Genomic DNA, 14,920 nt, shown 5'->3' on the forward strand with positions numbered 1-14,920 from the left:
TTTCTCGCAAATCGGGACTAGTACACTTTTCATTCATTGGAGTAGTACAGTATAATGACAGAAGAGTAGAATATAGGAAAAAGAAGGGATACAGCATGCCTACAAAACATGAACAGATCATCCGGCACATTGAGGATCTCGATGTGGGCGCCAAAATATCCGTCCGGCAAATCGCAAAGGACTTAACGGTATCCGAAGGTACGGCATATCGTGCCATTAAAGAAGCGGAAAATTTAGGATTCGTCTCAACAATCGAACGTGTGGGGACGATTCGTATTAAAAAGAAACAAAAAGAAAATATTGAAAAACTGACGTTTGCGGAAGTCGTCAACATCGTGGATGGACAGGTTCTCGGAGGACGTGACGGACTTCATAAGACATTGACGAAATTCGTCATCGGAGCGATGAAGTTAGAAGCGATGATGCGTTATATCGATGTCGACAGTCTTGTTATCATCGGAAACCGGGAAAAAGCACATGAACTGGTCTTGGATGCAGGAGCAGCAGTTCTGATTACCGGTGGTTTTGATACGACGGAAGACGCAAAACGATTGGCGGACGAAATGGAGCTGCCGATCATTTCAACGTCTTACGACACATTCACTGTCGCGACGATGATCAACCGGGCCATCTATGACCGACTGATCAAAAAAGAAATTTTACTTGTCTCCGATATTTTAATTCCATTACATGATACGTTTTATTTACAAACGAATGATCCGATTGCCAGATGGCATGAACTCAATGAGCAGACGAAACACAATCGTTACCCGGTCATCGATGAACAGATGAAGGTCGTCGGTGTCGTGACGGCGAAGGATATCATTGACCGTCCACACGATTGGCCGGTTGAAAAAGTCATGACGCGTCATCCGATCACGGTCGGTATCCGGACAAGTGTGACGAATTCCGCGCATCAGATGGTGTGGGAAGGAATTGAGATGTTACCGGTCATTGACCAATACGGTCGATTACTGGGCATCATCAGCCGACAAGATGTATTAAAAGCCCTGCAACTGGCAAACCGTCAACCACAAGTCGGGGAAACGTTTGATGACTTGATCACGGGACAAATCAAGGCGGCGGAAGATGCGAGAGGACCTTACCTTTCGCTGGAAGTCTCACCACAGATGACGAATTTCATGGGGACGGCTTCAAGTGGTGTCTTGACGACCTTGCTCGTCGAAGGAGCGACACGGATGTTGCGCCACATGAAAAAGGGTGACCTCGTCATCGAAAATGTCAGCATTTATTTCATCAAACCCGTTCAAATTGAGAGTACGATTACGATTCGGGCCAATGTGTTTGATGTCGGACGGAAGTTCGGAAAAGTGGATGTCGAGATGTATCAAGGCACACAAATCGTGGCAAAAGCACTCGTGACGTCACAACTGATTGATCGATAACATGGACTGGGCATAAAAAAAGACGGTAGCTACCGTCTTTTTTAGGACTGTTCCGTCTGTTCCATTTCACGGACGACATACGGATAGATTTTTTTATAGCGGATGAAACCAGCGATGAACGAAGCGACACCGATGACGATGAGGATTGAACAAACAACTTTCCCGGTTGTCGATGTCAGGCCTTCGCCGGAGACGAATTGGTTAACGGCAAACAAGATGACGAACAGGCTGAGCCAGATGCTCGCTTGTGTATTGAATAAAAATTTTCGGTTCGTGCTTTTCGTATGAAACGCACGTCGTTTTGCAAGTAAATATCCACCAAGCGACAAGACGATTAACAGAATGAGTACAAACTGCATATGGATGACCTCCTTTTCTTTTTATATCTGTTTGTATCATATCAATATTTAGAGGAGCTGTGCACTGTGAAAGAACAAATCAGACAATTGATTGAACAATCATCGACAATCATCATTCATCGGCATGAACGCCCGGACCCTGACGCGCTAGGCAGTCAGTTTGGATTACAGTTGGTTTTACAAAAACGATTTCCCGAAAAAACAGTGAAAGCGGTCGGCGAGATGGCAAGCTCACTTGCATTCATGGGGGCGCTTGATTCTGTGGAAGCAGCGGAGTACAAGCAGGCACTCGTCATCGTTCTGGATACAGCTAATCAAGGACGGATTGATGGAGCGGAAGCGTTGAATGGTCAGCAAACGATTAAAATCGACCACCATCCGGACGAAGATCCCTATGCCGACGTTCAAATCGTTGATACAACCGTCAGTTCGACGTCGGAGCTGTTGGTCCATCTCTTAAATGAATGGGGCTATGAAATCCCGGCGGCAGCAGCGATTCAATTTTATGCAGGGATCGTCGGAGATACAGGTCGTTTTCAATTCAGAGGCACGACAAGCCGGACGTTTTCCGTCGCAGCGCAACTGCTCGATACGGGAATTGATACGGATTGGCTCTATCGAAACATGTACCAGACGGAACTGGTCGCTTTACAGTTACAAGGTTATGTGTTGCAACATATCCAGTTGACGAAAGCGGGTGTCGGGTATGTCGTGTTGACACAGGATACATTGGCGACATTCGATGCGACCGTTGAACAAGCGTCCCTTCTCGTCAACAGCTTTGCAGGTCTGAAAGGCTTAAAAGCATGGGCATTGTTCCTTGAAACAGACAAGGAAGTTCGTGTCCGTCTGCGTTCGAAAGGACCAGTCATTAATGAGGTAGCCAAAGAATTTAATGGTGGCGGACATCCGATGGCATCGGGTGCGACGATCAAAGATTTGACGGAAGTGGATACGGTCGTCTCCCGTTTGAATGAAGTGGCAGAAGCCTTTACGTTCTAATAGAAAAAGGCTGCTCGCCATCATCCTGTTTCGGATACATGGCGAACAGCTTTTTTTAGCATCAATGAGTGGAAGCCTCTTCTTGGGGGATGAACCAAATTCCCCGTTCTGTGTGATCTTCAATGACGTTTAATTCAAGTTCTTTAACGGACTTACGGATTTTTTCAGCGATTTCTTCAGTCTCGGTAAATGCGGTTACCCCTAATTTCAGTTGTTCTACTTTTTCGCGGGCAATCTGGCTACGGTTTAAAATCATGGCAAACTCTCCTTCCGTTCAAGTCATGATGTTCTCTTTTTATTGTAGCGAAAAATGATGGGGATGGCGAGACTGAGAAGCGCATAGATATGAAACTTCTGAAAACGTTTCATTTATAACGAAATATAACCAAATGAGGATGGAGGAAAAAGAATGATCCAACTAAATGTCCGTACAGCATACAGTCCGTTGCAAAGTACGATTCGGATGGATCGTTATCTGGATGAGGTCAAACGACGCGGCTTTTCAGCTGCAGCCATCTGTGAGACATCTTTGACAGGAGTTCCGGCGTTTATGGCAGGTTGTGCGCAACGGGAACTGACTCCGATTGTCGGATTCGAACAAGTCATAGAACCGGATGAACTCACGATTCTGTGGTATGCGAAGACGAGTCATGGACTAAAAGCACTCTACCGACTTGCTAGTGAGATGCCTGTGGACGACTACGCGGAACTGATCGCCGTCCTGGAACCGAAACGACAAGCTCCGGAAGATGAAGCACGCTTACGGCGTCTCGTCGCCCAGTGGATGGGGTCAGCGCACAAAGCGACGATTTTTCTCGGCGTCAAGGCGGTCCGTTCGACCGTTGAACGCGACAGCAGGGAACAGTACCGTCAAGCGGCGAATGCCCTTGGAATCGAAACGATTCCGATTGATCCCGTTCGTTACCTCTTTCGTGAAGAGGCAGAAGCATTTCAAGCTTTACGTGCGATTGACGAAGGGGCGACGTTCGCTGAACAAAAAATCAATCGGTTGGCTCACTTTAAACTAATGGAAGAGTTACACGAACAGTTTACTGATCGGGAACTACGATTGCTGAAACAATGGGCAGAATCGCAGGAGACATTGACGTTGCCTTTTCAATCGCGTCCTCTCCCGCAAGTGACGAATGATTCGAATCACGTGCTGAACCGTTTGGCGCATGATGGCTTACTGGCACATGGTCACACCGGGGAAGCAGCGACAAAACGGTTGCAGTATGAGCTTGAAGTCATTGAAAAGACAGGATTTGCTGACTACTTTTTGATTGTCGAAGACTTAGTACGGCATGCAAAGGTGAAAGGAATCCGTGTAGGACCCGGACGTGGATCGGCCGCAGGATCGCTCGTCAGTTATGCCCTCGGGATTACGACGGTAGACCCTCTGAAGTACGGTTTGTTATTTGAACGTTTCCTGAATCCGGAGCGGATCTCGATGCCGGATATCGATATTGATATCGAAGATGAGCGGAGGGAAGAAGTGCTTGAGTACCTGGTCGAGCGGTACGGAAAACAACATGTCGGTCAGATCGGAACGTTATCGACTCTTGGAGCGAAAGCCGCATTACGCGATGTCGCACGGGTATTAGAGTTTTCTAAAGATGAAACGGACGCGGCAGCAAAACAGTTGGGAAAGGTGACGACGTTACAAGGCCTTGAACAACAGGCATCGATCTACCGTTGGTTCTCGGGCAGTGAAAAACGACGCCAACTACTGCAACTTGCGCAAGCAATTGAAGGATTACCAAGACAACGTTCGATTCATGCCGCTGGTGTCATTATCGGGTCAGATGAATTAATCGAGACGACACCGGTTGATTTGAACGCAAGTGGACGATTCGTCACACAATATTTAATGAAGGCAATCGAACAACAAGGATTGCTGAAGATTGACTTATTAGGGTTACGGAATTTAACACGGCTGCGTCAGATGGAACAATTGATTCAGCATACGTCCCCCGATTTCTCGGTGGAACGGATACCGGACGAGGACAAAGCGACGTTACGATTGTTCGCGAAAGGGGAGACGGATCAAATTTTCCAATTTGAATCGGCCGGGATGAAGCAGACGTTACGGGAGGTCAAGCCAAGCCGGTTCGAGGATTTAGTCGCGACGATGTCACTATTCCGTCCGGGACCGATGAAATTCATCGATCTCTATGCGAAACGAAAAGCCGGTCAACCCTATCAAATGGTACATCCGATTTTAGAAGAGATTTTGGCAGCGACGTACGGCGTCATCGTCTATCAGGAACAAATCATGGAGATTACACGCCGGGTCGCCGGATTTACATTAGCACAGGCTGATCTGTTACGGCGGGCAATCTCGAAAAAAAGTAGTCAGTCTGTAGAAGCGGAAAAACAGCGTTTTATCGAAGGTGCGGTACAAAATGATTTTGATTTAACGGTCGCCGAAACGTTGTACGATCAAATCGAACGGTTTGCCGGATATGGGTTTAACCGTAGTCACGCCGTGGCGTATACGAAAATCAGTTATGCCCTCGGATACATGAAGGCCCATTATCCACAAATCTTTTCATTGGTATCGATCGATCAACCGGAACGTCTCGTGCGTGTCATGCGGGAAAAACGCCTTCCGGTACTGCCGCCTGATATTTGGATGTCGGATTACCGTTCGGCATTAGAAGGTAAAGGAATCCGGCTTGGGATTCAAACACTTCGGGGAATCACGGAAAAAGACTTTCAGACGTTACGGGAAGCGGCTAAAACCTCGCAGACAATCACACAATTGTTGTCAGCGGTCGGGTGGGGGAAAAAAGAACGAACGAAGATTGAACTTTTGTTATACAGCGGAGCGCTCGATCGTGCGACTCATGGAGACCGGGGGCAGGCGGAACAGGAAGTCCTTGATTACTTTACGATGGCGTCGAATACACTTCTTCCGGATGAACTCGCAAGCCTCGGACGAAGAAAGACAACGGCACAAACGAACCGGACAGCGACGGACTGGGCACGCCTTGAGCGCGAGTCGCTCGGGTTTTGGTTGACCTATTCTCCGTTGATGACCGCAATGAAGCCGCCGGTTGAGACGACGCATTTTCAAACGGTTTCCCTTGAAGGAAATCAAACCAATTATCTGGTCTGTTACATTGAGCAAATCCGTGAATTTAAAACAAAACGTGCCCAGACGATGGCGGTCATGCATGCCGTTGATGGATATTCGACGGAAGAAGTCGTCGTTTTTCCGCAACAGTATGCAGCGTTTAAACGTTCGTTGTATATCGGAAACGTCTTGTTGATTGAAGTGAAGGTACAAGAACGCGAAGGCAATCGTCAATTCGTCCTAGAACGGTTACGTCCTTTAGGGCAGGATGTGTTATTCGTCAAACTATCGTCTAAAAATGATCTCGCTGTTCTTGAACGGATGCTCGAAACCGTCCCCGGCGATATTCCGGTCGTCGTTCGTTATGCTGATACGAATGAGACCAAATCATTGCCTGGAATATATGCCGTTCAACAGGAAGAGGAATTGATGGCGCAGCTCCGAATCCGATTCGGGGAAGCGAATATCATCCTGAAAAATGTCCCTCGTTCGAACTAGTAGTAGGTAATAAGATTTGTTATAATAAGGGGTAATTGGTCTGACCAATGACCGCCGGAATAAGGAAATGACGCATGCGTCAGGAAGGTGGTGCTGTACCAATGGAGAAAAAGCGGAATGCTTTTGAAATGAATATTTCAGCAATCAAAACGATGATCGAACAGGATGGTTTTGTGCCGGGAGATCGAATTCCATCAGAACGTGAATTGGCAGAACGACTGTCGATTAGCCGTCCGTCCGTCCGCGAAGCACTTCGGACGTTAGCCTACCTCGGAATCATCGAGACAAGGCACGGGGGAGGTAGTTTTCTTTTAAACCGTGATGACCATACCTATATTCAGATCATCGCACAATTTTTAGTGACCGGCGATTCAAAGTTTGAAGATTTGGCAGGAACACTTCGTTTGCTTGAACAGGCAGCATTTGTTCAACTCGCAGACGTGTCCATTCTAGAAGCTCACGTCGATTCCGACGCGGTCTTTCGTGAAACGCTGATCGCTACAATCGATAACGATTTGTTTGAGCGGATTTGGCGGCAAGTGAATGCCTTCTATCAAAGTTTTGGTCAAGGGGAGCTCTATACGCGAGCGGAACGGGAAGCTTTTCTAAAGCGCTCGTAGGAACCACAAGGGGGAACTAACGTGCAAGCATTTTTTCGAAAACCTAAAAAATTTGTCACTTTGACATCAAAAGAACAACGGGTCGATGTACCGGTTGGTTTAATGACTAAATGTCCGAAGTGCAAACTGATCCAATATACGAAACAACTCGAAGCGAACTTAAAAGTCTGTGCCTGTGGTTACCATCATCCACTGACAGCTACCGAACGATTTGAACAATTGTTTGATGCTGGAACGATTACGTATTTTGATTTACCAGCAGTGAAGGCAGATCCACTCGATTTTCAGGATTATCCGGAAAAGCTGAAAGGAGATCAAGTACGGACAGGGCTTGAAGAAGCGATTGTTTGTGGTGTGGGTCAAGTGAATGGATATCCGCTTGTAGCCTGTGTCATGGATGCACGTTTTCGGATGGGCTCAATGGGGGCGGCAGTCGGAGCTGCGATTGCAGAAGCCATCCGTTACGCAACAAAAGAACGGTTGCCCGTGACAATCTTTTCGGCTTCAGGTGGAGCACGGATGCAAGAAGGAATGGTCAGCCTGATGCAGATGGCGAAATCGAGCTTATTCCTGAAACAACATTCGGATGCAGGGTTATTGTATGTTTCCTGTATGACGCATCCGACGACAGGCGGAGTATCGGCAAGTTTTGCTATGTTGGGTGATTTTAATATCGCAGAACCCGGTGCTTTGATTGGCTTTGCCGGCCGTCGGATCATTGAACAGACGATTCGTGAAAAATTACCGGAAGACTTCCAAACGTCAGAGTTCTTACTGCAGGCGGGACAACTCGACGATGTCGTATCGCGACACGACTTGAAAACCTACTACACACGTATTCTGATGATGCACTCGGAGGGAACCAATCATGCAACCATTTGATCAACCAGTAATCGCATTGCGCGAAAAAATATTAGAACTGCACGACATGGCAGAGACGCAAGGGCTTGATTTTAAAGAAGAACTGAATTTATTGGAAGAACGGCTACGTCGATTAGAACTCGATATTTACGGGAATATGAAAGCGTGGAACCGTGTGCAACTGGCACGGCATCCGGAACGTCCGACGACACTCGATTATGTTCGTCTGATCTGTGACGATTTCATTGAACTACATGGTGATCGGCACGGATATGATGATGCGGCGATCGTTGGAGGGATTGCGATGCTGAATGGTCAAGCCGTGACAATCATTGGTCATCAGCGAGGAAAAGATACGAAGGAAAATATTCGCCGGAATTTTGGTATGCCCCATCCTGAAGGCTATCGAAAAGCGTTACGCTTGATGCAACAAGCGGTGAAGTTTAATCGTCCGATCATCACGTTTATTGATACGAAAGGCGCGTATCCTGGCCGGGCAGCGGAAGAACGAGGGCAAAGCGAAGCCATCGCGAAGAATCTCTTTGAAATGGCTGGAATGCCTGTGCCGATTATTTCAATCGTCATCGGTGAAGGCGGATCGGGTGGAGCACTTGGAATCGGTGTCTGTGATCAGCTGCTGATGTTAGAGAATTCCACGTATTCCGTCATTTCACCTGAAGGTGCAGCTGCTCTTCTTTGGAAAGATGCCAGTCTTGCTGAAAAAGCGGCAGAATCGATGCAAATTACGGCGCCGGATTTACTTCGACTCGGAATCGCGGATGGCATCATCTCTGAAGTCATCGGTGGAGCGCATTTAGATGTTTCATTACAGGCCGATAAAGTAAAATCTGTTCTAGAACAAAAACTTGCCCAACTGACCCGTTTGACACCAGAACAGTTAATCGAGAAGCGCACAGAAAAATATCACCAAATTGGCACATAACCTGCATGTAATCGCTATCATGATTGGCATTCCTTATTTCGTGATGGGATGAACAAACTGCTGTAGAAAGTTTATGCAGTCTGCCCTGTTGTAAAACAACAAAACTACGTGCTATTTTAGACTAAGATTAATGGAGAGGTGATTAACGTGAGTTTGAAACGGATTGCTGTTTTAACAAGTGGAGGCGACGCACCAGGCATGAACGCTGCAGTGCGTGCTGTAACACGTAAGGCGATTTTTCATGGACTGGAAGTATTTGGCGTCTATAACGGATATCAAGGTCTGATTAACGGAGATCTCGTCCAATTGAACCTAGGTTCAGTCGGTGACATCATTCAACGAGGCGGAACATTCCTTCGTTCTGCACGTTGCCCAGAGTTCCGGACAGAAGAAGGACGTGCGAAAGCTGTCGTCAATCTGAAGAAATTCGAAATTGATGCACTCGTTGTCGTTGGTGGTGACGGGTCTTATCGTGGTGCTCAAAAATTGACGGGACTTGGTTTCCCGACAATCGGTCTCCCGGGAACGATTGATAACGATATTCCAGGTACGGATTACACGATTGGTTTCGATACAGCACTCAACACGGCACTGGAAGCGATTGATAAGATTCGTGATACAGCGTCGTCGCATGAGCGGACGTATGTCATCGAAGTCATGGGACGCGACGCAGGGGATATCGCTCTCTATGCTGGATTAGCTGGCGGAGCGGAATCAATCTTGGTCCCTGAACGACCAGAAGATTTAAAAGAAGTCCTAAACCGGATTCAAAGCGGTGTCAATCGTGGTAAAAAACACTCGATCGTCATCGTGGCAGAAGGTGCCGGACGTGCGCAGGATGTTGGAGACGAGATTGCCAAAGAGACCGGACTTGATACACGTGTCACAGTATTAGGTCATGTTCAACGTGGTGGTGCGCCGACAGCTGCTGACCGTGTATTGGCAAGCCGAATGGGTGCCTATGCAATCGACATCTTGCTTGAAGGTAAGCAAGGACGTGTCGTTGGTGTACGTGGTGGCAAGATGATTGATCTTGATATCGATGAGGCATTGGACGAAAACAAACACGAACTGGATCTTGAAATCTTAGAGTTGTCAAAACAACTATCAATCTAAGATAGACCGATTATCAGTCGGAGTAGAATAGGTTTTATTGGCATTGTGATTGAACAGCCAAACATTGTAGGAGGTTTATGGAATATGCGCAGAACTAAAATTGTATGTACGATTGGACCGGCGTCAGAAAAACGTCTTCCAGAAATGATTGAAGCGGGTATGAACGTTGCTCGTCTTAACTTCTCACACGGTGACTATGAAGAACACGGTGCCCGGATCACGGACATCCGCCGTGCAGCGGAAGAAGCAAACAAATTAGTCACAATCCTTTTAGATACAAAAGGTCCTGAAATCCGCACGCATACATTTGAAGAAGGCAAAGCCCTTCTCGTACGCGGCAAACAAGTCATCGTCGTCAGCGGTGACGCAAACGAAATCGTCGGAACAGCAGACAAGTTCTCTGTGACATATGACGGTTTATATGATGATGTCGAAGTCGGTTCGATGATCATGTTAGATGACGGGTTAATCGGACTTCGTGTCGCAGAAAAACTCGAAAACCGTGAACTCCTTTGTGATATCGAAAACGAAGGAATCATCAAAACGAAAAAAGGCGTTAACTTACCAAACGTAAAAGTTAACTTACCTGCTTTGACAGACAAAGACATCGCAGACATCGAGTTCGGAATCAAAAGCGACATCGATTTGATTGCTGCTTCATTCGTTCGTCGTGCATCTGATGTCGTTGCCATTCGTCAATTGCTCGAAAAACACAATGCAAGCCACATTAAAATCTTCCCGAAAATTGAAAACCAAGAAGGTGTCGATAATATCGAAGAAATCATCGCGATTTCAGACGGTTTGATGGTTGCACGTGGTGATCTTGGAATCGAGATTCCGACGGAAGAAGTTACACCAACACAAAAAGATCTCATCAAAATTTGTAATGATTACGGTAAACCGGTCATCACAGCAACGCAAATGCTTGACTCGATGCAACGTTTCCCACGTCCGACACGTGCAGAAGCATCAGACGTCGCGAACGCGATTCTTGATGGAACAGATGCGATCATGCTTTCAGGTGAAACAGCAGCCGGGGATTACCCGATTGAATCTGTTCAAATGATGCACACGATCGCAAAACGGACAGAAAAAATGCTCGACTACAAGATGCTCCTGAAAGATCGTCAAACACGCAGTGAGCACACTGTGACGGATGCGATCGCTCAAGCCGTTACGCATACAGCCATCAACTTGGACGCTAAAGCAATCTTGACACCGACTCAGTCTGGTTACACAGCTGCCCGGATTTCAAAATACCGTCCAGAGCCAAACATCGTTGCCGTCACACCGAGCGCGCGTGTTGCACGTCAACTCAATATCGTTTGGGGTGTTTACCCGATCGTTGTCGACCATTTGTCAGACAACACGGATGATATGTTGACACTTGCTGCTGATACAGCAAAAGAAGCAGGATTTGTTACAGACGGTGACCTCGTCGTCATCTCTGCAGGTATCCCGGCTCTTACAGCAGGTACAACAAACATGTTGAAAATCCACATCGTCGGTAAAGAGATCACAAACGGTCGCGGAATCGGTGAACGTGGTGTCGTTGGCGAAGTCGTCATCGCGCATACAGCTGAAGAAGCAAACGCAAAAGCAAAACCAGGTATGATTCTTATCACGAACTCAACGGATCGTGACATGATGCCTGCAATCGAGATGGCTGCAGCAATGGTCACAGTAGACGGCGGATTGACAAGCCATGCTGGAATCGTTGGTCCTTCACTCGGTAAACCGGTTATCGTCGGTGTTGAAAATGCCATGACAATCTTCACAGATGGTCAACGTATTTCAATCGATCCTTTAACAGGTAAATTGTACAACGCATAATCAATGAAACGGATATGGCAAAAGCCATATCCGTTTTTTCAAATCGGGGGTTTGCACATGGAAGCCTATCTTTTTTTGATTGGTCTCGTGTTGATTGGTGTCATCGCTCAAAATAAATCGTTGATCATTGCAGCTGCTTTTTTGCTCATCATCAAAGCGATTGGTCTCGACGGTCGCCTGTTCCCGTCCTTACAGGCGAAAGGCATCACATGGGGAGTCACGTTGATCACGGCGGCGATCCTAGTGCCAATTGCAACGGGAGACATCGGATTTAGAGAGCTGCTGAATAGTGTACGGGGACATATCGGTATCATTTCATTTTTAGCAGGAATTTTTGTTGCAATCATTGCAGCCCACGGCGTTGGTCTGATGAAAGAAGATCCGCTCGTTACGACTGCACTGCTTGCTGGAACGATATTGGCCGTCGGACTGTTTCGAGGGGTACCGGTTGGTCCGTTGATCGGAGCAGGAATCGCAGCTCTTGTCATTGGAATGTGGGATATCATCGTCAAAGCAATCAGTGGTTAAGTGATGTAACGATAGTGAAGTGAATTAATTTTTTGATAATAGTATGCAAGTTCGTTCACTTTTTGGTTAATTTTGTTTATACTAAGGACAGAAACAAGATGGTCTATTCAAGAGCAAACGGTTCGGCGTGGGGAACGACTCTTGCGTAGACGTCTTTTTTTCAATACGGAAATGAAAGCGTTTTAAATTTCTGGGGGAAAAAAAGGGGGATTTTTGTATGACACAAACAAAAGGTTTAGAAGGAATCGTCGCGACAGCATCGAAGATCAGTTCGATCATTGATGGTCAGTTGACGTATGGTGGGTATACAATTGATGATTTGGCGGAGCACGCCTCATTTGAAGAAGTGGTCTTTTTACTTTGGAATGACCGCTTACCAAAAGAAGACGAACTGAAGCAACTTTCAGAAGCTTTGATTTCTGAAGCAACAGTCGCACCAGCAGTCCTTGAGACATTAAAAGTGGCGCCAAAAACCGCCAACGCGATGTCAGCCATTCGTACTGCTTTATCACAACTCGCATTATACGATGAATCGGCTGAAGATATGTCGACAGAGGCGAATTACGCTAAAGCCATCAAACTCCAAGCGCAGATTGCGACACTCGTAACAGCGTATGCACGAATCAAAAAAGGCCAAGAGCCGGTTGCACCGAAAGCAGGACTTTCATACGCAGCGAACTTCCTCTACATGCTGACAGGCGAAGAGCCGACAGAAGTAGCAGAAAAAGCCTTTAATCAAGCGCTTGTGCTGCATGCGGATCATGAGCTGAACGCTTCGACGTTTACAGCACGTGTCTGTGTTGCGACATTATCGGATATCTATTCAGGCGTCACGGCTGCGATGGGGGCACTCAAAGGTCCACTTCACGGTGGAGCGAACGAAGCCGTCATGAAAATGTTGCTGGAAATTGATTCAGTTGAAAAGGTTGACGAGTATGTTCATAATAAACTTAAGAACAAGGAAAAAATCATGGGCTTCGGTCACCGTGTCTACAAGGACGGCGATCCACGTGCGAAGCACCTCCAGGAGATGAGCCGTCAATTGACAGCTCAAATCGGAGAACCGAAATGGTACGAGATGTCAGTCAAGATTGACCAAATCGTCCAATCGGAAAAAGGATTGAAACCGAACGTCGATTTCTATTCGGCTTCGACGTACCATGCACTTGGACTTGATACGGAATTGTTTACACCAATCTTTGCCGTCAGTCGTATGTCAGGTTGGTTAGCGCACATTTTAGAGCAGTATAGCGACAACCGCCTCATTCGTCCACGCGCCGATTATATTGGTGAAACACACCGGACATACGTGTCCATGAACGAACGTTAAAAAAGACGGAGAGGAGAAATCCTCTCCTGCTTTTTGATGACATCAATCATATTCAAGGGGGATTTTACAAATGGCTACAATTCAAGGCGAAAACATCACAGTAACAAACGGGACACTTAACGTACCAAATGCACCAATCATTCCTTTCATCATCGGTGATGGCACTGGACCTGATATCTGGAATGCTGCAGTTCGTGTCTTTGACGCTGCTGTCGAAAAAGCATACAACGGTGAAAAGAAGATTGAATGGAAAGAAGTCTACGCTGGAGAAAAAGCCTTCAACAAAACAGGTAACTGGCTTCCGGAAGAAACACTTGACCTGATTCGCGAACACATCATCGCGATCAAAGGACCACTCACGACACCAGTCGGCGGCGGAATCCGTTCGTTAAACGTTGCGCTTCGTCAAGAACTTGATTTGTATACATGTCTTCGCCCGGTCCGTTACTTCACAGGTGTTCCTTCACCGGTTAAACGCCCAGAAGATACAGACATGGTCATCTTCCGCGAAAACACAGAAGATATCTACGCTGGGATCGAGTATGCGTCAGGCAGCGAAGAAGCACAAAAATTACTTAACTTCCTGCAAACAGAGATGGGTGTCAACAAAATCCGTTTCCCTGAAACGTCTGGTCTCGGAATCAAGCCGATTTCTAAAGAAGGAACAGAACGTCTTGTCCGTGCAGCGATTGAATATGCACTCGAAAACAAACGTGCTTCATTGACGCTCGTTCACAAAGGTAACATCATGAAGTTCACAGAAGGTGCATTCAAAAACTGGGGTTATGAACTCGCAGAACGTGAATACGCAGAACATGTCTTCACATGGAACCAGTATGACCGAATCAAGGATGAAGAAGGTGCTGACGCAGCAAACAAAGCACAGTCTGAAGCAGAAGCAGCAGGCAAGTTGATCGTCAAAGATTCGATTGCTGATATCTTCTTACAACAAATCTTGACGCGTCCAAAAGAGTTTGATGTTGTCGCAACAATGAACTTGAATGGTGATTACATTTCAGATGCTCTTGCAGCACAAGTCGGTGGAATCGGGATTGCACCTGGTGCCAACATCAACTACATGACAGGTCACGCGATTTTCGAGGCGACTCACGGTACAGCACCGAAATATGCAGGACTTGATAAAGTAAACCCATCTTCTGTCATTCTTTCAGGAGAAATGATGTTCCGTCACCTTGGATGGAATGAAGTCGCTGACTTAATCATTCAATCGATGGAAAAATCAATTGAAAACAAAGTCGTCACGTATGACTTCGCACGTCTCATGGATGGTGCGACAGAAGTGAAATGTTCTGAATTCGCAGATGAACTCATCAAGAATATGTAA

The 14,920-nt window shown here is 46.6% G+C and carries 13 protein-coding genes; 11 read left to right on the forward strand and 2 right to left on the reverse strand.

Annotation, left to right across the window (positions count from 1 at the left end; all coding sequences use genetic code 11):
- Window positions 1–95 precede the first annotated feature (95 nt).
- Entirely contained in the window at window positions 96–1,406 is a 1,311-nt protein-coding gene (locus MUN34_RS02840) for a DRTGG domain-containing protein (RefSeq protein WP_026827733.1), read from the forward strand.
- Between the two features lie 41 nt (window positions 1,407–1,447).
- Here MUN34_RS02840 and MUN34_RS02845 read toward each other — a convergent pair whose 3' ends face one another.
- The gene (locus tag MUN34_RS02845) at window positions 1,448–1,765 is read right to left on the reverse strand and encodes a YtpI family protein (RefSeq protein ID WP_026827734.1); all 318 of its coding nucleotides are present in this window, start codon (window positions 1,763–1,765) and stop codon (window positions 1,448–1,450) included.
- 66 nt (window positions 1,766–1,831) lie between these two features.
- Here MUN34_RS02845 and MUN34_RS02850 point away from each other — a divergent pair, with 66 nt between their 5' ends.
- On the forward strand, window positions 1,832–2,767 hold the full coding sequence (locus tag MUN34_RS02850; RefSeq protein ID WP_247856836.1) for a DHH family phosphoesterase: 936 nt from the start codon (window positions 1,832–1,834) through the stop codon (window positions 2,765–2,767).
- A 61-nt stretch (window positions 2,768–2,828) separates the two neighbouring features.
- Here MUN34_RS02850 and MUN34_RS02855 read toward each other — a convergent pair whose 3' ends face one another.
- Window positions 2,829–3,023 carry a YtzJ family protein gene (locus MUN34_RS02855; protein ID WP_026827736.1) on the reverse strand — a complete coding sequence of 65 codons (195 nt, stop codon included), beginning with the start codon at window positions 3,021–3,023 and terminating at the stop codon, window positions 2,829–2,831.
- Window positions 3,024–3,176: 153 nt separating this feature from the next.
- Here MUN34_RS02855 and dnaE point away from each other — a divergent pair, with 153 nt between their 5' ends.
- The 9 genes from dnaE to icd all read left to right on the forward strand — a co-directional run bounded on the left by dnaE (window position 3,177) and on the right by icd (window position 14,920).
- Window positions 3,177–6,344, forward strand: coding sequence for a DNA polymerase III subunit alpha (gene dnaE / locus MUN34_RS02860; protein ID WP_247856837.1), 3,168 nt, complete (start codon window positions 3,177–3,179; stop codon window positions 6,342–6,344).
- Window positions 6,345–6,418: 74 nt separating this feature from the next.
- A complete protein-coding gene (locus tag MUN34_RS02865) occupies window positions 6,419–6,964 on the forward strand; it encodes a FadR/GntR family transcriptional regulator (protein WP_235188824.1) in 546 nt (181 codons plus the stop codon).
- 21 nt (window positions 6,965–6,985) lie between these two features.
- Window positions 6,986–7,846, forward strand: a complete 861-nt coding sequence (accD, locus tag MUN34_RS02870) for an acetyl-CoA carboxylase, carboxyltransferase subunit beta (RefSeq protein ID WP_026827738.1) — start codon at window positions 6,986–6,988, stop codon at window positions 7,844–7,846.
- Window positions 7,833–8,768, forward strand: coding sequence for an acetyl-CoA carboxylase carboxyltransferase subunit alpha (locus MUN34_RS02875; protein ID WP_247856838.1), 936 nt, complete (start codon window positions 7,833–7,835; stop codon window positions 8,766–8,768). The genes accD and MUN34_RS02875 overlap by 14 nt, the downstream gene beginning before the upstream one ends.
- Window positions 8,769–8,921: 153 nt before the next feature.
- The gene (gene pfkA, locus MUN34_RS02880; RefSeq protein ID WP_026827740.1) at window positions 8,922–9,884 is read left to right on the forward strand and encodes a 6-phosphofructokinase; all 963 of its coding nucleotides are present in this window, start codon (window positions 8,922–8,924) and stop codon (window positions 9,882–9,884) included.
- Between the two features lie 84 nt (window positions 9,885–9,968).
- Complete coding sequence (gene pyk / locus MUN34_RS02885) at window positions 9,969–11,717, forward strand: pyruvate kinase (protein WP_131502794.1); 1,749 nt, start codon at window positions 9,969–9,971, stop codon at window positions 11,715–11,717.
- 51 nt (window positions 11,718–11,768) lie between these two features.
- On the forward strand, window positions 11,769–12,245 hold the full coding sequence (locus MUN34_RS02890; protein ID WP_200868731.1) for a DUF441 domain-containing protein: 477 nt from the start codon (window positions 11,769–11,771) through the stop codon (window positions 12,243–12,245).
- 217 nt (window positions 12,246–12,462) lie between these two features.
- Window positions 12,463–13,575 (forward strand): citrate synthase, encoded by a 1,113-nt coding sequence (gene citZ / locus MUN34_RS02895; protein WP_026827742.1) that lies wholly within the window; start codon window positions 12,463–12,465, stop codon window positions 13,573–13,575.
- Window positions 13,576–13,645: 70 nt separating this feature from the next.
- Entirely contained in the window at window positions 13,646–14,920 is a 1,275-nt protein-coding gene (icd, locus tag MUN34_RS02900) for an NADP-dependent isocitrate dehydrogenase (RefSeq protein WP_026827743.1), read from the forward strand.

This window comes from Exiguobacterium sp. 17-1, assembly GCF_023096305.1.
Classification (GTDB): Bacteria; Bacillota; Bacilli; order Exiguobacteriales; family Exiguobacteriaceae; genus Exiguobacterium_A; species Exiguobacterium_A sibiricum_A.

Excerpts from the sequence above, each read along its gene's own strand:
- citZ (WP_026827742.1), top strand. The coding sequence starts at position 12,463 with ATGACACAAACAAAAGGTTTAGAAGGAATCGTCGCGACAGCATCGAAG.
- icd (WP_026827743.1), top strand. The coding sequence starts at position 13,646 with ATGGCTACAATTCAAGGCGAAAACATCACAGTAACAAACGGGACACTT.
- pyk (WP_131502794.1), top strand. The coding sequence starts at position 9,969 with ATGCGCAGAACTAAAATTGTATGTACGATTGGACCGGCGTCAGAAAAA.
- dnaE (WP_247856837.1), top strand. The coding sequence starts at position 3,177 with ATGATCCAACTAAATGTCCGTACAGCATACAGTCCGTTGCAAAGTACG.
- MUN34_RS02845 (WP_026827734.1), bottom strand. The coding sequence starts at position 1,765 with ATGCAGTTTGTACTCATTCTGTTAATCGTCTTGTCGCTTGGTGGATAT.
- MUN34_RS02855 (WP_026827736.1), bottom strand. The coding sequence starts at position 3,023 with ATGATTTTAAACCGTAGCCAGATTGCCCGCGAAAAAGTAGAACAACTG.
- MUN34_RS02875 (WP_247856838.1), top strand. The coding sequence starts at position 7,833 with ATGCAACCATTTGATCAACCAGTAATCGCATTGCGCGAAAAAATATTA.
- MUN34_RS02840 (WP_026827733.1), top strand. The coding sequence starts at position 96 with ATGCCTACAAAACATGAACAGATCATCCGGCACATTGAGGATCTCGAT.
- MUN34_RS02865 (WP_235188824.1), top strand. The coding sequence starts at position 6,419 with ATGCGTCAGGAAGGTGGTGCTGTACCAATGGAGAAAAAGCGGAATGCT.